Genomic DNA, 18654 nt, shown 5'->3' with positions numbered 1-18654 from the left:
AATGCATCTTCAACTAATCTACAATCATCATTCGTTTACTTTGACCATGGTAGGACGAAGCACACGATCTTTCAACATATACCCTTTTTGGAGCTCTTCAAGCACGATGCCTGATGACTTTTCGGCATCACTGCCCGTCATGACAGCCTGGTGGAAATTCGGATCAAACTCCTTGTCTATTGCCTCTATTTCGACAAGGCCTTCCCCTTTAAGCGCATCAATAAGATTGCGATAAATCATTTCCATACCTGTCATGATCGATTGTGCTTCTTCCACTTTTACTTCGACAGCAAGAGCACGCTCGAAGTTGTCCAAGACAGGCAAAATAGACGTTAACAAGCTTTGCGCTTTGTATTTGACAAGCGCTTCCTGATCTAGTGCATTCCTTCTTTTGACATTTTCAAAGTCTGCAAGGACGCGTAGCAGCTTGTTTTCCTGATCCTGTAATTGGGATTCCAACTCGCTAATTTTCTGATCCTTTTCATCTACTTCTTCAGCGACTTCTTCTATATCGCCGGCTTCGTCAACCGTTGCTTGTTGCTCAGCAGCAATGTCCTCTGCCGTTACTGTATCCAACTCATCAGTAGCAGTTGACTGTTGTACGTCTTTTTCCACTTCTTCCTTTTTATCTGTCACTGATCTTTCCTCCTATCCAATCCAATGGTCATATTCAATAATGCTTGGGATAAGTTTTCACTTAGGATGTCAAGCATCGTAATGACCCTGCCGTAGTCCATTCGTTTCGGTCCAATAATAGCAATTGAACCAGCCATCGTATCGCCTGCCGAGTAATTGGCAGTAATCACACTGCAATCTTCCATTGCATTATGTTTGTTTTCCGAACCGATACGAACATGTATGCCTTTTAAATCATCTTGAAAAAATGTCATCGCAGGCACGCCATTTTCCATCAACTCGAAGAACATTTTCATTTTTTGGAGATCGTTGAATTCCGGCTGCTTCATCATATTCATTTTACCGCCGAAATACAGGCGTTCTTCTGGCTTGATTGTCATCGCCCTTTGGAAGGAGGTAAACAATTCTCCAGCATGATGCACATGCTGTTCGAAAACAGTTCTCGTCTCCAGGGCAAGCTTGTTCTGCAGAGCGCTCAATGGCGTCCCGACAAGCCTTTCATTTAAAATATTGACCATCTTTTCAATATCCGATGCGAGCATGCCTTGCGGAACATCGAAGACCCTGTTCTCCACATGTCCGTTGTCGGTCACAATGATGGCGACCGCTTTCGTGTCATCCAATGGAACGATGGAAAACCGTTTCACTGAATGCATGGACATATCTGGCCCTAACAATATTGACGTATAATTCGTCAATTCGGATATGATTTTTGCGGAATTCCGTATGAGTTCTTCCGTTTCCGTAACCCGACTTTGAAAAATGGAACGTAATTGCATACTGTCTTCCAATGTCAGCTTTTCGGGTGTCAATAAATGATCGACATAGAAACGGTATCCTTTCTCGGATGGGACTCTACCTGAGGAAGTATGGGTCTTTTCTAAATAACCCAATTCCTCTAAGTCGGCCATATCATTCCGAATGGTTGCAGGACTAAACGGAGCTTCCGGTTTTTTAGATAACTGCCTTGATCCGACAGGTTGGGCGGATTCGATGAAATCGTTAACCGTCAGTTGCAAAATAAGCAATTGTCTGTTTGTCAACATAATCATCACTCCTGTTAGCACTCTTTAAGGATGAGTGCTAATACTACTCATAATTTAACAAATCGTATTGTCAGTGTCAACGAATTAACCCTCGATCATTTGAGAAATTGCTGGAATACTTCGTTCCCTCGAAATACGCCTTTCCTTGTCAATTTTATACTACCCTCAGATTCATAAATCAGTCCTTTTCCGGACAGCTCCTCAAGAACATCGCCATACACATCTGTCAATGATTTCCCGAATCTTGATTTGAATAAATGAAGGGAGACACCTTCCATTTTTCGTAGCCCTAAAAACATTTCCTCTTCCATCGTTTCTGTCAACGTCACTTCATGCTCTTCCATTATAGGACGCAATCCGCTTTCCATAGATTCCATATATTTTTTGAGCGGACCGTAATTTGCATACCTTTGTCCTTTCAAATATCCATGAGCTCCTGCGCCGATTCCTGCATACTCGTCATTATCCCAATAAATAAGATTATGTATCGATTCATTCCCAGGAATCGCAAAATTGCTAATTTCATATTGCCGTTTGCCCTCTTTATCCATGCTATCAATTAACATGGAAAACATCTCTGCCTCTATATCCTCGCCTGGCAAAGGCAACTTCCCTTTATTCATCAAATTATAAAATACTGTTTTCGGCTCGACGATAAGCGAGTATCCGGAATAATGAGGCAGTTCCAATGCTAGTGCTTTATCGAGAGTATCTTCCCATTGGCGGATAGTCTGCTCTGGCAAACCATAGATGAGATCAATGCTTATGTTTTCAAAACCGATTTCACGCGCATCACGGATGACTCGTTTCGGAGTGTCCGCACCATGCGTCCTCCCGATCCTTTTTAAAAGCTGCTCATCAAAAGACTGTACGCCGATGCTGAGCCGTTCGACGCCTCCATTTTTTAAGACAACCAGTTTTCCACGAGTTAATTCATCAGGATTTGCTTCCGTAGAAAATTCCTGCAGTGATTGTACATCGACATGTTGATGAATAATTTCAAGCAATCGATCCAGCTGCTTTTCAGATAACGAAGTCGGTGTTCCTCCTCCAAGAAAGACCGTCTCCAGCCCTTCGAACGAGTGGCCTTCCTTCGCCATGATTGAAAGCTCGGTTCCGATCGATTCGATATACTCATCTACAGGTTGATTTTTAAAGAAAACTTTATTGAAATCACAGTAATGGCAAATCTGGTGGCAGAAAGGAATATGAATATACATGCCTCGCATTTGTTGTGTCCCCTTTCTTTTCGGCAATGCCGGTCGTGCAAAAAGGAGCCCAATTTTGGACTCCTTTTAATTTTTTCACTATCAGTCTTCGTCCATTTTGAGAACTGCCATGAACGCTTCTTGAGGGACTTCGACGGAACCGACTTGCTTCATCCGCTTTTTCCCTTCCTTTTGCTTCTCTAGCAATTTTCGTTTACGGGAGATATCTCCGCCGTAACATTTAGCAAGAACGTTTTTACCGATCGATTTGATTGTCGAACGGGCTACGATTTTTTGACCGATTGCAGCTTGGACAGGCACTTCGAACTGCTGACGCGGGATAAGCGTCTTCAGTTTTTCAACGATTGCTTTGCCACGCTCATAGCCAAAGTCGCGATGGACGATAAAGCTTAGTGCGTCGACTTGCTCACCGTTCAACAGGATGTCCATTTTAACAAGCTTCGATGTTTTATAGCCAATCAATTCATAGTCAAGCGACGCATAACCTTTCGTGCCCGATTTCAATTGATCGAAAAAGTCATATACGATTTCAGCAAGCGGCAATTCATAGATGATATTAACACGAGTTGAGTCCAAGTAATCCATCGTCTTGAAATTACCTCGTTTTTGCTGACAAAGTTCCATGACTGAACCGACGTATTCATTCGGCACCATAATCGATGCTTTCACATACGGCTCTTCAACGTGATCGATCTTTTGTGCATCCGGCATCATGGATGGGTTGTCTACTTTCAATTCTTTTCCATCTGTTGTGACGACATTATATACAACACTTGGGGCAGTTGTGATCAAGTCAATCTTGAATTCCCGTTCGATCCGCTCCTGAATGATCTCCATATGGAGGAGTCCGAGGAATCCGCATCGGTATCCGAAGCCTAACGCTTGAGATGTCTCTGCTTCATATTCTAATGCTGAGTCATTCAGCTCCAGTTTTTCGAGCGCTTCACGTAAATCAACATATTTGGACGAATCAATCGGATACAATCCACAGAACACCATCGGATTTAGTCTCCGATAACCAGGCAACGGTTCACTCGCAGGATTTTTCGCGTTTGTAATCGTATCCCCGACCCGTGTATCCCCGACATTTTTAATGGCGGCGGAAAGGAATCCTACATCGCCTACCGACAATTCATCCCGCAAGGAAATCTTCGGAGTGAACACTCCTGTTTCGATGACTTCAAATTCTTTTCCTGTCGCCATCATACGAATCTTATCTCCAGGCTTGACTGTTCCTTCTACAATTCTAATGTTGACGATGACGCCTTTGTATTGATCATAATGCGAGTCGAAGATCAATGCCTTTAATGGCGCTTCCGGATCTCCAATTGGAGCAGGCACTTTCTCGACAATCTGCTCGAGAATTTCTTCAATTCCGATGCCAGCTTTCGCGGATGCATGGACTGCCTCGGAAGCATCAAGACCAATAACATCTTCTATTTCCTGCTTCACTTTATCAGGATCTGCTGCAGGTAAGTCGATTTTATTAATGACAGGTAAAATTTCCAGATCATTGTCCAATGCCAAATAAACATTCGCCAATGTTTGCGCTTCAATTCCTTGAGCCGCATCAACAACGAGGATGGCCCCTTCACATGCTGCGAGGCTTCGTGACACTTCGTACGTAAAGTCGACGTGACCTGGCGTATCGATTAAGTGAAAAGTATACTCTTCGCCATTTTTCGCCGTGTATGATAACTGCACTGCGTTTAATTTAATTGTGATTCCACGTTCGCGCTCTAAATCCATTGAATCCAGTGTCTGTGATTTCATTTCTCGAGAGCTCACTGTTTCTGTCTTTTCCAATATTCGATCGGCCAACGTCGATTTCCCGTGATCGATATGGGCAATGATCGAGAAGTTTCTAATATTTTTTTGACGTGCCAATCTTTCTTCATTATTCATCTGTCAGTTCACTCCTATATAAGCTATTTGCATTATAGCAAATAACTGATAAACATGTTACATTTTCTTATTCCCGAAAATCAAATAATGAAAGCATTCATTTGACTTATCAAGTCTAACAGATGACGGCGCTTTGATAAAGATTGGTCTTTGCATATCTAAAAAGGCTTCATGGATGTTATCCACAAAGCCTTTGACTTTATTCATTTCTCCATTGAGTCACTCTCGTTGAACATTTCCACAATCGCTTCTGAAATGACTGCTAATGTCCTGTTCAGCTCGTCTTCGGTGTTTCCGATCCCGCCAAGTTCTAATAATACAAGGTTCGGGTGAAGATCTTGGTTATACTTTCCATCCACACCTGCCCCACCTTTAGGTATGACGTCTCTCGTAATACCCGGTATCCTCTTTTCCATTTCTGCTTTCAATCTATTCGTAATCGCTTCATTTTTCTTGTAAGAAGGATTATCCAAACCGAGTACAAAAGCGACTTTCGCGTAACGTTTCTCTTCATGAACGATTGTCGTCTTATCGGGACCAACTGAATCCCGATGGATATCAATAATTAAATCATACTCATTTTCAGAAAGCTGCTTTTTTACAAACGGCCTTATATCCTTATAGGCGCGTGCATATGGTACTTCCTTTTTTAGCGTTTCTGCTTCCATACCATTGATTTCAAGTAGGCTTTTAAGTTTATCACTCATCTTTACGACGTTTTCGACCTGATGGTTTACAGCAATTTTCCCATCCACCGCTTTGGTGATCGGCTTGTATGCTTCGGTGGAGTGTGTGTTATAAAGCAATACTTTACCGAGCCTCGGTTTTTCTTCGACATCTACTTCGACTTCGCTTTCAACTTCAGGGACTGGCTCATCTACTGCCACTACATTTGATGCATAGACGATGAGGGCATTTTCCTTAATTATTTTGGAGTTTGAGATTTTTGATTCCTCCGGTATGAATTGGATGAGTACCGGGAAAAGGAAAAGAACGAATACGATTGCAGTCCATATTTGCAGATTTTTCTTCATGCGACATCCCCCCGTCTTCAACTATATGCGCGGGGGGAAGGGTCAATGACTTGTTTTGATATCCTCAATCCATTCACTTATGGAATCAGTTAATACTTCTGAATACAGTGCCGCCCAGGAGTCAATTTCTTTTGGGGAAATGAATGTATTCAAATCGTGATTCGATAATACTTCTTCAAATAATTGAACCCTTTCTTCGTGCGGCCACGATGTCCAATCTCCGAAAATCGGAATTAGTTTCGTCCGATCCGCATCCTTGTTTGGGGTATGCAACCAATTTCCGACTGATAGCCTGGAGGATGGATGACTCTCTTCCTCTATTTTGGAAGCGATGTAACTGAAAAGAGTATTGATAGCATCTGCAATCAACACTGGACCGTCAACGACAGTCGGGATGCCAATTGCGATGACTGGGATGCCCAATGTCTCCTTTGATAACTCTTTACGGCTATTTCCTACACCTGAGCCGGGATGAATTCCAGTGTCAGTCATCTGGATTGTTTTACACAGTCTTGAACTATCACGGGCAGCAAGCGCGTCAATAACAATCAATACGTCAGGTTGGATTTCATTCACTAACGCTTTAACAAAATCGGCCGTCTCGAGTCCTGTCTGAATTGTCACCCCTGGTGCGTAGACGAACAGTTCGCTACCTTCGTCCGAATAATATAAAGGAACGATTTCTTTCAATCGATCCATTGTTAACGGGCCGACAGCGTCTGGAGTTACTTCTCGATTTCCTAAACCGACCATAAGGATTTTTCCTGTTTGTAGATTCTTTATTCCCGCGGTCAGTTCAGTCAGTTTCGATTTGAGTATATTCGCCATCTCTTGTAGCCCTTCACGATCCGTATGCGTTAACGTAGGGTTCGTCAAGGTTAAATAGGTACCCATTTTCTTGCCGATTTTCTTCTCGCCTTCAGCATTGATTTTGACTGACGTCAAGATAACCCTTCCTTGTCTGCGTTCGTCAAATTGTATGCCTTCGGAATCCTTTAATTTCTGCTTTTCTTTTTCCGTCCGATGGCGAACCATTTCCTCGTTTTCCACGAGCAGGTCGGTACGGTAAAAATCGTATTTATCCATTGTCATCACCTCAACATGCAGTTTGCTCGTTGTGTCAAGGAAATATTCTTTGCATATTTTTATTGCGTTAAAGCTAGGTTTTTGCTAAAATGTTAATGTTGTAAAGAGATATCCGAATACTATTATGGAAACACTCTTGCCTTACCTGAAATTGGAGGTGAATGGAATGCCAAACATCAAAGGTGCAATTAAGCGCGTAAAACAAAGTGCTGCTGCGAATGAGCAGAACTCACAAATTAAAGCTGCAATGCGTACTGCTGTACGTAAAGCTGACACTGCGCTCATCAATAAAGAAGAGAACGCTTCTGAACTTTTGAAAGACGCAGTCAAAAAATTGGACACAGCTGCTCGTAAAGGTCTTATCCACAAAAATACAGCTGCTCGTCAAAAAGCACGTCTTACAAAAAAAGCTCAATAAGTAAAAAAGGCTGTCACTTGTGTCGTTAACTCGACAAAGAGGACAGCCTTTTCTATTTATAAAAATGCTATAAACCCGGATTTCCGCTTCAGACGGACGCTTTCCGCGGGCACGGCTTCAATCTCCTCGTCACTGCGTTCCTGTGGGGCTTTCAGCTCGCGCTGTTCCCGCTGGAGTCGCCACCTTCCGCTCCAATCCTCGTAAGAATTCTGCTAACCTATACTTTAAAGTACCACCCACCATAACAATTGTATTTATACCCTCAGTGGCTCCATAAAGAAGATTTCTAGAACTCTTTCCCTTTTACCGCTTGTTGACTTTAATTGGTGATCGATATGTGCTAGCTTTTGCAAAATGAGAAGGAGCCTTTCCATTTGGGGGATGCTTCTATTTTCCATGATTAGCTTCACACGATATGGATGGACGTTTAAAGTTTTTGCGATTTGTTGTTGCTGGTATCCCTTTTTCACTAATGATTTAACGTGAATCATCAGGCGTATTTGTCCCGCGATGAGAGATGTCAGCATGATCGGTTCTTCCCCATTTCGAAGTAGATCATGATAAATCGATATCGTCCTTTTCACATTGCCGGTCATATATGCGTCCGTCAGGCGGAAGACGTCCATTTCAGGCAGGCGGGGGACAAGCATTTCGACGATTTCTTTCGTTACGTCGCCATTGCCATTCATATACATGCCGATTTTGTTAATTTCATTCGATAGTGTCAAAAGGCTGTCGCCTGCCATATCGACGAGGACTTGTGCATTTTCCGGGCTGATTTTAATGCCGTTCGTACCCGCTTCGTTTTGAATCCACGTCGTCAAATCACGGCCTGTCAGTGGCATCGCTTCTACGACGACCGCTTTTTGCTGCATCACCTTTACGATCTTTTTCCGACCGTCCAGTTTTTCGTAAGGCGCCAAAAAGAGGACAGTCGCTGTTGGCGAAGGATTGTCTAGCCAAGTTTCAAGCAATGTAATATTATGTACAACTTTCTCTTTTGCTTTATCAGCCGCCTTCAAAAACGATGCATTATTCGCGATGATCAATTTCCTATCTTCTAAAAAAGGTAGTGTATCTGCCTCTTCAAGAACTGCTTCTATTGGTGTTTCTTCTAAATCGAAGCGGATGACCGAACTTTCATCGATATCCGGCATTGCCTTTGTAATTCTTTTAATTGTCGTGTCAATTAGATGCTGTTCGACGCCTGTCAATAAATAAACAGGTTCGACTTCCCCTTCTCCTATACTCTTCCATATAGCGTTGACCATCTGAATCCCTCCAGTCACTCACATTGTTCCATTATACATTACCGATTCACGACTATGAACAATTTGTGTCGTTTGTCATAAACTCGGCATAAAAGATCGTTTGATATAGATTTTTTATCCGGTATCATCTATACTATAAAGGAATTAGGAGGTGTAGCAATGAATGAGTTCGAACATGACGTACAGTCTAAACGCAATGATTTAATTGACTCTGGTGTCGGTTTCATTGTAGCTTTCGTTGCTTTTTCTGCAATTTTCGTTATTGCTACAATTATAGACTTCGTCGCGCACTAATAGCACTCCTGAAAGGCGGCTTGTTCATTTCGGTAACGAAATGGACAAGGCCGCCTTTTCATTTTTCTCTTGTCAAAATGGAATAGCTGCCATCTCTTTTCACGGAAATCGTTATGGAGCCATGATCTGCTGTAGCCATCGTCGGAACTTGATATTTTTCAAATGTCTCCACAACTGCTGCGTGCGGATGGCCATACCGGTTATCCTTGCCGTAAGAGAAAATCGACAGTACCGGTTGTAGAGCTCGGATAAATTCATCGGAACTGGAAGTATAGCTTCCATGATGACCTACTTTCAGGATCAATTCTCCCCAATCCAAGTTCCCATATTTTCTAATAAGCTTCTCCTCCCCTTCGATCTCTAAATCCCCAGTAAAAAGAAACGACGGCCCTTTTGTCGTCATGAAAAGTACGAGGGAGCTATCATTCCCTTTGTAAGCACCACCAGAAGGCGCTATATAGAACAAGTCGACGGATTTAACCGACCAAGCTGCTCCTTCCGTCATCGCCAATATCGGTATCCTCTTTTCTCCAGCTAAACGGAGCACATCTACCATCGTCTTATCTTTTTCACTGCCCGGTGAAATATGGATTTCCTTGACTCGTACCTCCTCAAGCACTTCATCCGCACCTTCCATATGGTCACTGTCAGCATGAGAAATAATCAATTTATCAATTGTCGTAATGCCCCTTCCTTTCAAGTATGGGACAACGATACTTCTGCCAACTTCAAATACTTTTTCCGGAGTGCGCCAATTCGGTTCTCCAAAATTCACTGCTCCTCCTGTATCGATGACAAATACTCCTCTCCGATGGGGTAGTTCGATGACGATTGAGTCGCCTTGCCCTACGTCAAGATACGTCACCCTTATCTCTGATTCAGTATAGGGGATGAGGTGGATGAGAATCGCAGGAACTAAGATGAACGGCATAGCTCGAAATGCATTTACTCCCCTTTCAAGTGCAATGAGAAACCGGAATGTACCACCTACAGCTAATGCGGACGTAAGAATTCCCGGTCGGCCTGGCCCCCATATTTGGTACGGGATTGAAGCTAGAAATACAGTAAGAGTCTCGACCCAGCCTCTTAGCGGTTCATAGAATAAAAAAAATGCATGTGCAATTGGAGGCATTATATAAGACAACAAAAGTAAAATGATATTCATCGGCAGAATAACAAAAGAATAAAGAGGAACATAGAACAGATTCACAAAGAAAGACGACAGAGACAACTCATAAAAGTGATATAAAAGAACCGGATACAACGCCAATTGAGTAATGATCGTCACGAGAAATGACACCATTATTGCGGATGCAGGGCGTGATAGAATCTTTGTTGAGTAAATTAATGAGAATGCCGCCAAATAAGAAAGTTGAAAACCAGGCTGGAATACGACGAACGGCTGCCAAAGTATAAAGCCGATTGCACTCAAAGAAAGTGCATCATCCATCCTCATCTTGAATCGTCCTGTCGCGGTCAACAGGATTAGAATCGTCACGGACACAGCCCGCCAAACCGATGGTGCACCGCCAGCCATAACTGCATATAGCGGCAATAGAACAATCAGCAAATTATCAATCGTTTCAATCCTGATCGATAATCTGATTAGTAGATTACGAAATAAAAACGTCAACAGTCCGACATGGAGGCCAGATATGGCGAAAAGATGAGTTATTCCGAGCATCCTGTACCTAGAAGCCACCTCTTCGTCCATTCCACTCCGATCTCCGATTAGTAAAGCTTCCGCTTCCACTACAAGGGATTCTGGAAAAGTTTCCCTAATGTGATACTTCACGTTCCATCTATGCTCAGATAATATTTTCTGTAAACCGGTATTTAGTTCATATCCTTTCAATCTATCGGATTCAAACATGCCTACTGCACCATACATGTTCAAATAACGCTCCATGTTAAATGAATATTCATGTGCGGAGCGCGGAAGTTCCTGAAAGGAACCTTCCAATGTAAAACGATATGAAGGGATATGCAAGTTTTGGAATTGCAATTTTTGTGCTTCATTTTCAAATTTCAGCAATGCGTAAACGACATCACCAGAGTCAGTTTTTGCAAAGCCTTTCATTTTGCCACCGTCGATTTTAACTTGATCTGTCCAAGTAAGATTGAGGATTGTTGGCTGTCCGCCTTCATTAATTTCAGGTACTTGCATGGAAATGAAAAAATAGGAGAGTAATGACGCCACCAATGCAAGAATAGGAGTGATGGCTTCTTTTCTACAAAGAAAAATGGGGATAAGTAAAAGGTTGAGGAGTAAAACTTGAACCGGGCCGTATGCTGCAAAAGCGGATACGGCGACCGGAATACAAATATAAATAAAACGGACTTCACTGATCACTTGCCGAATAGGTCATCCATCCTTCTTTTGAATGGAACAAGTTCTTCAGCGGGCGCGCCTAATGATTCCATTTCTGCAAGCAAGTCATTAATAAGCTCTAGCTTCCCTTCCTTCGAGAAATCGACTTCCCTCTCATCAAAAGGGATATGCCTAATTTCGACTCCGGATTGTTTGAAAAGCTCTATTGCGTACTCGTCGTTTTTATAATCTGATGCGTAATTGACGGTCTTAATTCCTGATTGGATGATCGCTTTTGAACATTGCAAGCATGGGAAATGTGTAACGTACAACGACGCCCCTTCAACAGGACTACCGTATTTCGCACATTGGAGTAAAGCGTTCATCTCCGCATGAATAGTTCGCACGCAATGATTTCCGACAACATAGCATCCATGATCGATGCAATGGTCTCCGCCTGAAATGGAACCGTTATAGCCCCCGGCAATAATCCTGTTGTCTCTGACGATTGTCGCTCCGACTGTCAGCCTTGTACATGTGCTTCTTACCGCTAACAAATGGCATTGCGCCATGAAAAACTGATCCCATGTAATACGCTCCATATGTATGCCTCCAAACAGTATCAATTATTTTGCTGTAATGAAAGACTCAAGATTTTCAAATGTCTTTTGCCCGATTCCCGATACTTCCATTATCGATTCCGGTGAAGCGAACGGACCATGCTCGTCCCGATATTGAATAATAGCAGCCGCTTTGGCTGGTCCAATTCCCGGAATCGTCATGAGTTGCTGAGCATCCGCAGTATTAATATTCACTTTTCCATCATCCTCCGCCTCATCACCCAGCATTGGATGGGACAGTATAGAGGCATCAGAAAAGTCAACTTCTTCACCTTGTCTCGGAATATAAATAAAAAATTCATCGGGAAGCTTCATAGCGTGGTTGAGCATTCGGGAGTCTGCCTCTGCCAAATAGCCGCCCGCAGCATGAATTGCATCGATGAGACGATCGCCCTCGTTTAGTGAATAGACACCCGGATATTTCACGGCGCCTTGAATATCCACCATAATCATGGACGGAGCCGCCTCAACAATTTCAATCGACTGCTCATGTTCTTCGTCTTGCTCTTGTAAAACATCAATAATTGGGGTTTGTCCGCTTGCGGCTGTCTGTTTACTGCCGGCCTGTCCTCGGGGAAAGAACAGAATTGCGGAAAGTACAGCGATTGCTGCGATAGGGGTGATGATCTTACGCCATTTTCCGGATACGATCGATAGAAACAGCTTTCCCACCCTTTCTATGAGGCATCCATATGGAGTCATATCCCACTATATATGATTACTACCAAAAATGAAAGTTTCATTTACGCGCTTGATAAAATATTCTTTCACTTTCTTCGTGCGGAGGCTCGTCCTCCCAGTCAGCAAAGATGCGTTCTAGCGTAAAGCCAGCTTCCCGTAATAAATCCACGTATTCATACACGTGAAAAGTCCGTTGTTGGTGCTTTTCATCGAAACGACGATAAAAACCGCTTTCTTCTCTGACAAAGAAGCTTAGTTCCGATAGGACCGAATGATCCGCATCGCCTTCCTCTGTATGCCAAATGTACGCAATACGGTCGTTGTCGAACGTGAAAGGCCCTTCCATGAAAATGACATCGGTCTTGAAAGTGGAATGCACGTCGAAAATGAGCACTCCACCGCTTTTCAAGACCGAATAGATTCCTTTGAAGGTTGATAGGACACTTTCACGGTCAGGCAAATAGTTAAGGGAATCAATTGCAATAACAGCAGCGTCATATTGCTCCGCCCCATCAATTTCTTGCATAGGCTTTTCCTGAAAATCGATTGTCAATGAAAGATCATTTGCACGTTTTTCCGCTATATTAAGCATGTCTCGAGAAAGATCAATTCCCGTAACAATCGCTCCCGCTTTCGATAGTTTCACTGAAAGCAGCCCTGTCCCACAACCGACATCGATGATTTTCTTTCCTTTTACCCCGTCCGCTGCAATGGAAATCAAATCTACATAAGCATCGTAAGGGATATCGGTCATTAATTCATCATAGACGAGGGCGAAATCTGTATAAGCTTCTTTATTGCCCATTATCCATGTTCAGTGATGGAGCGTCTCCCCATAACTTCTCCAAGTTATAATAACCACGCTCATCCTTATGGAATACATGAACGACTACATCTCCCAAATCGACGAGAACCCATCTTCCATTTTCAAGGCCTTCTACTCTTTTCACTTCAAATTCGTTTTCTGAAGCTTTATCGGCTACTTCCCTCGCAATCGCTTGCACTTGGCGCTCTGAGTTCGCATGGCAAATAATGAATTGATCTGCGATGAGTGAGATCCCTTCCATATTTAATACGACAATGTCTTGCCCTTTCTTATCGTCTACTGCATTATAGGCTGTTTCAAGTAAAGTTGGCATATTTTCACGTTTCCTTTCATAGTTGGCTGTTTCAAATTCGTTGTACGTGTTCATTATAGCATTCGATGGAGTCCGGAAAAACAGCCGCACGCCGATCGATTAAATAAAGCACCGAGTGAACGATGCAAGCTTTCATCGCCTCGTCAATCTGCTGTTCTGCACTAGTGCGCAATTCATCGATGCCCAGAAATTCTCGTCCCGGCTCAATAAGATCGGCAATGTAAATAAGCTTCTCAAGAGCGGACATGCCAGCTCTGCCTGTTGTATGATAGCGGATGGCGTTTAGGATATCCGGATCCTTTACGCCGAATTCTTTCTCCGCTATGATACATCCAGCAGCCGCATGCCAAAGTTCGTGATGGAAAGAAAAAAGCCTAGCGTCCTCACCATTCTCTTCAATTAGTCTACGCATTTCGGAAGGTTCCATGAATTTCGCAATATCATGGAAAAGAGCTGCCTGTTCTGCCTTTTCCACCGGCACTCCAAATCGCGAAGCCAATTCCTTAGCCGTTTCCGTAACTCTTAATACATGTTCAAATCGTTTTCTTGGTAATCTTTTTTCAAGTTCAATCCGTAACGGGCCGGTTTGCATAGAGTCCCTCCTGTCGGATATATGTCTCAATATCATCTGGAACGAGAAATTGGATAGTACCTCCGGTTTGCATTCGGTTACGAATCAAGGTCGAAGACAAATCAATTTCAGGAATTTGAACCATTGTAATTGGATATCGCGTTTCCCCTATTGTACCCGGTCTCGCTACACCAACAAACGTCACTATATTCATCAGCTCATCGATTTTATACCATTTGTGCAGCATATCAATCATATCGCCACCGATGATAAAAAAGAATTCCGTGCCCGGCTCTAGTTCCGTCAAAGCTTTCATCGTATCAAACGTATACGAGACACCTCCCCTATCCACTTCAAATGAAGATGAGTGTAAACCAGGAGTGTCTGATACGGCGATTTTAACCATTCGCAACCGTTGTTCAGGAGTTGCATCTGAAGGATCCGCCTTATGGGGAGGAATTGAAGTAGGCATGAGCCTTACTTCATCGAGTTGCAATGCATGTTTCACTTCATTTGCCATGATGAGATGCCCGATATGCGGTGGATTGAATGTACCGCCCAACAGTCCGACCTTTTTCATGTTGTCCCCCTTAAGGTAAAACGATCCGCTTTTTCTCCTTCGACTCTTTATACAGTACAAGGATTTTTCCAATCACTTGAACTACTTCGATTCCAGCCTCTTGAAGTTTTGCTGCAATATCATTTTTATCTTCTTCACAATTTTGAAGAATGCTCACTTTAATTAACTCACGGGCTTCCAGCGCATCTTCGATTTGTTTGATGATCGGCTCAGTCAAACCGCCCTTTCCAATTTGAAAGATAGGTTGAAGATGATGCGCTTCACTTCGCAAATAGCTTTTCTGTTTACCTGTTAACATTTATTTTCCTCCAAGTTCATTTGAAATTAATTCAATCATTTTCTTAGTATCAGGATAAATGCCTGTCCATAGTTCGAAGGCCAATGCACCTTGATGGACAAACATCCCGACACCATTGATTGTCTTGCTGCCAGCCTCTCGGGCATGGCGTAAAAATTCGGTTTCTAACGGATTATATATGATATCGGCTACAATTGTTCCGTCCGATATACGAGTCGGATCAAGCGGCATTCCACTTTGGGCAAAATTCATCCCGACCGAAGTCGTCTGAACAATCAAACCAAATTTTTCAATTGCCGCTTGTGCTTCTTCCGAAGAGAGAGCGGAACTTCCCGGTAAGCTTTCAGTCATTCGTTTTGCTTTTTCGATTGTGCGATTCGTAATGGTGATCGGTCCAAAACCCGCAGACGCAAGCGCAAAGGAAATGCCCGCTGCGGCTCCGCCCGCCCCTACGACAAGTAGATCGCCGACGCCATCATGTGCGGCTCCGATTTCTTGCAAGGATTTTACAAACCCGCGTCCGTCGGTGTTCGTTCCGAAAAGAGTTCCATCATCCAGAACCTTGACCGTGTTGACGGCGTTCATTCGTCTTGCTTCCTCGTCAACATGATCCAGGAATGGGATGATTGCACTTTTATGAGGCACCGTAACATTCCAGCCGCTGCAGCCTAATCTTTTCAAGCTGGCTACGGCATCCTTCAGATGATCCGACTCCACATGGACCGGTATATATGATGCATCGATTCCATTTTCTTGAAACCATATGTCGTGCATCATTGGTGATTTTGATTGCGCTATCGGGTCGCCAATGACTGCATACCATTTTTTCATGAAGCAATCCTCCTTAAATAAGGGATGGACGGAGCACTACATCGACTCCACGAGGTGCATGTACAGCTACGACGACTCCTGGGTGCTGCACAGTAATCCAACCCAACCCCGAAATGACAAGATCCATTTTCGGTTTTTTAATCGAGAATTCGTGCCTAACAAGCGGCGGCATCTTTTCTAGAGACTCACCACTTGGCGGAGAAAGCATTTCCCCTAAATGCGTTGCATATAACGAATCGGCATTCTCAAGCTTTGTACGGTGGATCGGTATTTCATTGGAAACATGTATGGTAAAGGATGAGCGATCCCCTGACAGAAAATCGAATCTCGCAAGACCGCCGATGAAAAGTGTCTGTTCTGCGTTCAATTGGAACACTTTTGGTTTAAGTTCCTTCTTTGGCGTGATCGCTTTCAAGTCTTTTGCATCCAAATGATGAGCCATCTGGTGGTCGTTAATAATGCCCGGTGTGTCGTAAATAGCTTTACCATCATCGAGCGGGATTTCAACTAAGTCGAGAGTAGTCCCCGGGAAATGAGAAGTAGTAATCACTTCGCCCATGCCAGTCGCATTTTTTATGATACGGTTGATGAATGTAGATTTTCCGACATTCGTACATCCAACGACATAGACATCTTTCCCTTTTCGATATTTATCAATAGCTTCGAGAGCTTCTTCCATGCCATGCCCTTTATGTGCAGAAATAAGCATTACATCAATCGGCTTTAAGCCAAGCTTCGCTGCCTCTGTTTTCATCCAGTTGATCAGTCGGTTGCGGTTAATCGACTTAGGCAGAACATCAGACTTATTGCCAATCAAAAGGATGTCTTTATTTCCGACAAATCGTTGCAAACCATTGATCCAGCTGCCATTGAAATCGAATATATCGACAACCTTAATAATAAGCCCGTCCTTTTCACCAATTCCATTCAGTATCGCAAGAAAATCATCACCCGACAAAGAGACGGGCTGTAGTTCATTGTAATTCCGAAGACGGAAACAGCGACGGCAAATCACTTCCTCTTTTTCCAAAGAAGCTGCAGGTGCATAGCCTTCTTTTTTCGGATCCTCTGTTTGGATTTCAATTCCACAACCTATACATGTAAGTCGTTCCAACCTTATTCCTCCCATTTAATCAAACCTTGTCTTTTCAGTTTTGCCATAATTCTTCTTTCAATCATCCTATTGAATTTTGTCACGAAACCATCCGAGCTTGCAACAGGAACTACGAGGATCGTATGTAGACCAAAACGGTTGCCGCCTAAAATATCTGTCATGAGCTGGTCACCAACCATTACGGCCTCTTCCTTCTGCAAGCCCATCTTTTCGAGAGCTTTTTTGAAATTCTTCCCTAACGGCTTCCGGGCTTCGCAAATGAACGGTGTGCCAAGCGGACCGCAGAATGCTTCGACCCTGCCTATATTATTGTTCGAAAGGATTGTCACTTGTAGACCAGCGTCCTGCATCATCTTCACCCATGCAATGATTTCAGGCGTCGCCTCTGGACGGTCCCATTCCACCAACGTATTATCCAAATCGGTGATGATCCCTTTAATACCTTTTTCTTTTAATTTCTCAGGTGAGATTTGAAATATATCTTTAACATATTCATCCGGCAAGAAATATTTATACAAGTTAACCACTCCGTTATTTCACTAATTGTATTCCGATTATACCATATTGACATCCAATGGCACGGATTGGACCAAGCCGTAATTCTGTTCGATTTCCATTTATGCAATATCGAATGTAAACAAGCAGTCATCGCATATGCTGTCATATAACGACACAGGAGGTGGACCGATGAGCGGGTTTGTCATGGCACTCGTCCAACTGTGGGTCGAAGTCCCTGCTATGGTCGGTTATATCAGGGGGCAGGCGTTCCGTCGACCGCTATCGAAAGCGGAAGAGGCTGATTGCTTGAAACGATTGGCAGAAGGCGATGAAAGTGCAAGAGATGAACTCATTGAAAGGAATATGCGCCTCGTCGCTCATGTCGTAAAAAAATTCCATCCAAAACACGAACAACTAGACGATTATATTTCCATCGGCACAATCGGGCTCATGAAAGCTGTTAACAGTTTTACACTTGATCGGAAGACGAAGCTTGCGACATATGCGGCCCGTTGTATCGAAAATGAAATTCTCATGTACTTGCGAACACAAAAGAAAGTGCAGAAGGATGTATCATTATTCGATCCAATTGGGACGGATAAAGATGGTCAGTCCCTTCAGATAGCCGATCTGTTGCAAACCGACGAGGAGGCGCCAATTGACACTGTCCAGCAGAAAGAGCAGAAAGAGAGACTGTATCGCCATCTCGGCAAACTGGACGGCAGAGAGCTGGAAATCATCCAAAGAAGGTACGGTTTACTCGACGACCAGCCGATGACACAGAAGGAAATTGCACAGCAACTGAACATTTCAAGAAGCTATGTCTCACGCATTGAAAAAAGGGCGATCGTGAAGCTGTATCAGCTATTTAAGCACGAGTATAACGAATGAAACAGATCTACAGCACAAATGAAAAGGCGTTTCCTGACGTGGGGCCATGGCCCTCGGAAAGGAAACGCCTCTTTATCGCTTCTTTTATACATGCCAAAATCAGTCTGCACTTACCTCACGAGCGATGACGACCGCAATAACTGTTGATACAAAGAATACTCCAGCCATTAAATAAAACATCCCTGACTACCTCCTTCGCAA

21 protein-coding genes are annotated in these 18654 nt (G+C 43.3%); 3 read left to right on the top strand and 18 right to left on the bottom strand.

Features of this window, described 5'->3' with window-relative positions; translation table 11 throughout:
• Positions 1–27 precede the first annotated feature (27 nt).
• From grpE to gpr, 6 genes are all read right to left on the bottom strand, one after another.
• Entirely contained in the window at positions 28–636 is a 609-nt protein-coding gene (gene grpE, locus AC0L13_RS07585; RefSeq protein WP_473645515.1) for a nucleotide exchange factor GrpE, read from the bottom strand.
• Positions 633–1682 carry a heat-inducible transcriptional repressor HrcA gene (gene hrcA / locus AC0L13_RS07580; protein ID WP_473645512.1) on the bottom strand — a complete coding sequence of 350 codons (1050 nt, stop codon included), beginning with the start codon at positions 1680–1682 and terminating at the stop codon, positions 633–635. The genes grpE and hrcA overlap by 4 nt, the downstream gene beginning before the upstream one ends.
• A 95-nt stretch (positions 1683–1777) precedes the next feature.
• On the bottom strand, positions 1778–2911 hold the full coding sequence (gene hemW, locus AC0L13_RS07575) for a radical SAM family heme chaperone HemW (protein WP_473645510.1): 1134 nt from the start codon (positions 2909–2911) through the stop codon (positions 1778–1780).
• A gap of 81 nt (positions 2912–2992) precedes the next feature.
• Positions 2993–4816 (bottom strand): translation elongation factor 4, encoded by a 1824-nt coding sequence (lepA, locus tag AC0L13_RS07570; RefSeq protein WP_473645508.1) that lies wholly within the window; start codon positions 4814–4816, stop codon positions 2993–2995.
• Positions 4817–5019: 203 nt separating this feature from the next.
• On the bottom strand, positions 5020–5850 hold the full coding sequence (spoIIP, locus tag AC0L13_RS07565) for a stage II sporulation protein P (protein ID WP_473645506.1): 831 nt from the start codon (positions 5848–5850) through the stop codon (positions 5020–5022).
• Between the two features lie 42 nt (positions 5851–5892).
• Positions 5893–6936 carry a GPR endopeptidase gene (gene gpr, locus AC0L13_RS07560; RefSeq protein ID WP_473645504.1) on the bottom strand — a complete coding sequence of 348 codons (1044 nt, stop codon included), beginning with the start codon at positions 6934–6936 and terminating at the stop codon, positions 5893–5895.
• A 166-nt stretch (positions 6937–7102) separates the two neighbouring features.
• Between gpr and rpsT the strand changes: the two genes are divergently transcribed.
• Positions 7103–7354: a 30S ribosomal protein S20 gene (gene rpsT, locus AC0L13_RS07555; protein WP_473645501.1), complete on the top strand. Its 252-nt coding sequence runs from the start codon at positions 7103–7105 to the stop codon at positions 7352–7354.
• A 254-nt stretch (positions 7355–7608) separates the two neighbouring features.
• Here the strand turns inward: rpsT and holA are convergent, their stop codons facing one another.
• On the bottom strand, positions 7609–8625 hold the full coding sequence (holA, locus tag AC0L13_RS07550; protein WP_473645499.1) for a DNA polymerase III subunit delta: 1017 nt from the start codon (positions 8623–8625) through the stop codon (positions 7609–7611).
• 159 nt (positions 8626–8784) lie between these two features.
• Here holA and AC0L13_RS07545 point away from each other — a divergent pair, with 159 nt between their 5' ends.
• Entirely contained in the window at positions 8785–8919 is a 135-nt protein-coding gene (locus AC0L13_RS07545) for a YqzM family protein (RefSeq protein ID WP_082713522.1), read from the top strand.
• A gap of 58 nt (positions 8920–8977) precedes the next feature.
• Here the strand turns inward: AC0L13_RS07545 and AC0L13_RS07540 are convergent, their stop codons facing one another.
• From AC0L13_RS07540 to AC0L13_RS07490, 11 genes are all read right to left on the bottom strand, one after another.
• Positions 8978–11272, bottom strand: a complete 2295-nt coding sequence (locus AC0L13_RS07540) for a DNA internalization-related competence protein ComEC/Rec2 (RefSeq protein ID WP_473645496.1) — start codon at positions 11270–11272, stop codon at positions 8978–8980.
• Positions 11269–11832, bottom strand: a complete 564-nt coding sequence (locus tag AC0L13_RS07535; RefSeq protein ID WP_473645494.1) for a ComE operon protein 2 — start codon at positions 11830–11832, stop codon at positions 11269–11271. Before AC0L13_RS07535 ends, AC0L13_RS07540 begins: the two co-directional genes overlap by 4 nt.
• A 24-nt stretch (positions 11833–11856) precedes the next feature.
• Positions 11857–12522, bottom strand: coding sequence for a helix-hairpin-helix domain-containing protein (locus AC0L13_RS07530; RefSeq protein ID WP_473645492.1), 666 nt, complete (start codon positions 12520–12522; stop codon positions 11857–11859).
• A gap of 67 nt (positions 12523–12589) precedes the next feature.
• Positions 12590–13336 (bottom strand): class I SAM-dependent DNA methyltransferase, encoded by a 747-nt coding sequence (locus AC0L13_RS07525; RefSeq protein WP_473645490.1) that lies wholly within the window; start codon positions 13334–13336, stop codon positions 12590–12592.
• Entirely contained in the window at positions 13326–13670 is a 345-nt protein-coding gene (gene rsfS, locus AC0L13_RS07520; RefSeq protein ID WP_473645488.1) for a ribosome silencing factor, read from the bottom strand. The genes AC0L13_RS07525 and rsfS overlap by 11 nt, the downstream gene beginning before the upstream one ends.
• Positions 13671–13701: 31 nt before the next feature.
• Positions 13702–14262: a bis(5'-nucleosyl)-tetraphosphatase (symmetrical) YqeK gene (yqeK, locus tag AC0L13_RS07515; RefSeq protein WP_473645486.1), complete on the bottom strand. Its 561-nt coding sequence runs from the start codon at positions 14260–14262 to the stop codon at positions 13702–13704.
• Positions 14237–14821: a nicotinate-nucleotide adenylyltransferase gene (locus AC0L13_RS07510; RefSeq protein ID WP_473645484.1), complete on the bottom strand. Its 585-nt coding sequence runs from the start codon at positions 14819–14821 to the stop codon at positions 14237–14239. Before AC0L13_RS07510 ends, yqeK begins: the two co-directional genes overlap by 26 nt.
• A gap of 10 nt (positions 14822–14831) precedes the next feature.
• Positions 14832–15119, bottom strand: coding sequence for a ribosome assembly RNA-binding protein YhbY (yhbY, locus tag AC0L13_RS07505; protein WP_473645482.1), 288 nt, complete (start codon positions 15117–15119; stop codon positions 14832–14834).
• Entirely contained in the window at positions 15120–15950 is an 831-nt protein-coding gene (aroE, locus tag AC0L13_RS07500; protein ID WP_473645480.1) for a shikimate dehydrogenase, read from the bottom strand. It abuts the gene before it with no gap.
• Between the two features lie 13 nt (positions 15951–15963).
• Positions 15964–17079: a ribosome biogenesis GTPase YqeH gene (gene yqeH, locus AC0L13_RS07495; protein WP_473645477.1), complete on the bottom strand. Its 1116-nt coding sequence runs from the start codon at positions 17077–17079 to the stop codon at positions 15964–15966.
• Positions 17067–17582, bottom strand: a complete 516-nt coding sequence (locus AC0L13_RS07490; RefSeq protein WP_473645475.1) for a YqeG family HAD IIIA-type phosphatase — start codon at positions 17580–17582, stop codon at positions 17067–17069. The genes yqeH and AC0L13_RS07490 overlap by 13 nt, the downstream gene beginning before the upstream one ends.
• Positions 17583–17751: 169 nt before the next feature.
• On the opposite strand from AC0L13_RS07490, the gene sigK reads away from it, so the two are divergent.
• Complete coding sequence (gene sigK, locus AC0L13_RS07485) at positions 17752–18453, top strand: RNA polymerase sporulation sigma factor SigK (protein ID WP_060206077.1); 702 nt, start codon at positions 17752–17754, stop codon at positions 18451–18453.
• The last annotated feature ends 201 nt before the right edge of the window (positions 18454–18654 follow it).

The sequence above is a fragment of the Sporosarcina sp. QA0331 genome (assembly GCF_055808055.1).
The sequence above is the reverse complement of the archived record's forward strand: the minus strand, read 5'-3'. Positions and strand labels throughout refer to the sequence as shown.

Coding starts and splice junctions, on each gene's coding strand:
- sigK (WP_060206077.1), top strand. CDS start 17,752: ATGAGCGGGTTTGTCATGGCACTCGTCCAACTGTGGGTCGAAGTCCCT.
- rsfS (WP_473645488.1), bottom strand. CDS start 13,670: ATGCCAACTTTACTTGAAACAGCCTATAATGCAGTAGACGATAAGAAA.
- rpsT (WP_473645501.1), top strand. CDS start 7,103: ATGCCAAACATCAAAGGTGCAATTAAGCGCGTAAAACAAAGTGCTGCT.
- lepA (WP_473645508.1), bottom strand. CDS start 4,816: ATGAATAATGAAGAAAGATTGGCACGTCAAAAAAATATTAGAAACTTC.
- AC0L13_RS07525 (WP_473645490.1), bottom strand. CDS start 13,336: ATGGGCAATAAAGAAGCTTATACAGATTTCGCCCTCGTCTATGATGAA.
- aroE (WP_473645480.1), bottom strand. CDS start 15,950: ATGAAAAAATGGTATGCAGTCATTGGCGACCCGATAGCGCAATCAAAA.
- holA (WP_473645499.1), bottom strand. CDS start 8,625: ATGGTCAACGCTATATGGAAGAGTATAGGAGAAGGGGAAGTCGAACCT.
- hrcA (WP_473645512.1), bottom strand. CDS start 1,682: ATGTTGACAAACAGACAATTGCTTATTTTGCAACTGACGGTTAACGAT.
- AC0L13_RS07545 (WP_082713522.1), top strand. CDS start 8,785: ATGAATGAGTTCGAACATGACGTACAGTCTAAACGCAATGATTTAATT.
- yqeH (WP_473645477.1), bottom strand. CDS start 17,079: ATGGGAGGAATAAGGTTGGAACGACTTACATGTATAGGTTGTGGAATT.
- gpr (WP_473645504.1), bottom strand. CDS start 6,936: ATGGATAAATACGATTTTTACCGTACCGACCTGCTCGTGGAAAACGAG.
- yhbY (WP_473645482.1), bottom strand. CDS start 15,119: ATGTTAACAGGTAAACAGAAAAGCTATTTGCGAAGTGAAGCGCATCAT.
- AC0L13_RS07535 (WP_473645494.1), bottom strand. CDS start 11,832: ATGGAGCGTATTACATGGGATCAGTTTTTCATGGCGCAATGCCATTTG.
- spoIIP (WP_473645506.1), bottom strand. CDS start 5,850: ATGAAGAAAAATCTGCAAATATGGACTGCAATCGTATTCGTTCTTTTC.
- hemW (WP_473645510.1), bottom strand. CDS start 2,911: ATGCGAGGCATGTATATTCATATTCCTTTCTGCCACCAGATTTGCCAT.
- yqeK (WP_473645486.1), bottom strand. CDS start 14,262: ATGCAAACCGGCCCGTTACGGATTGAACTTGAAAAAAGATTACCAAGA.
- AC0L13_RS07510 (WP_473645484.1), bottom strand. CDS start 14,821: ATGAAAAAGGTCGGACTGTTGGGCGGTACATTCAATCCACCGCATATC.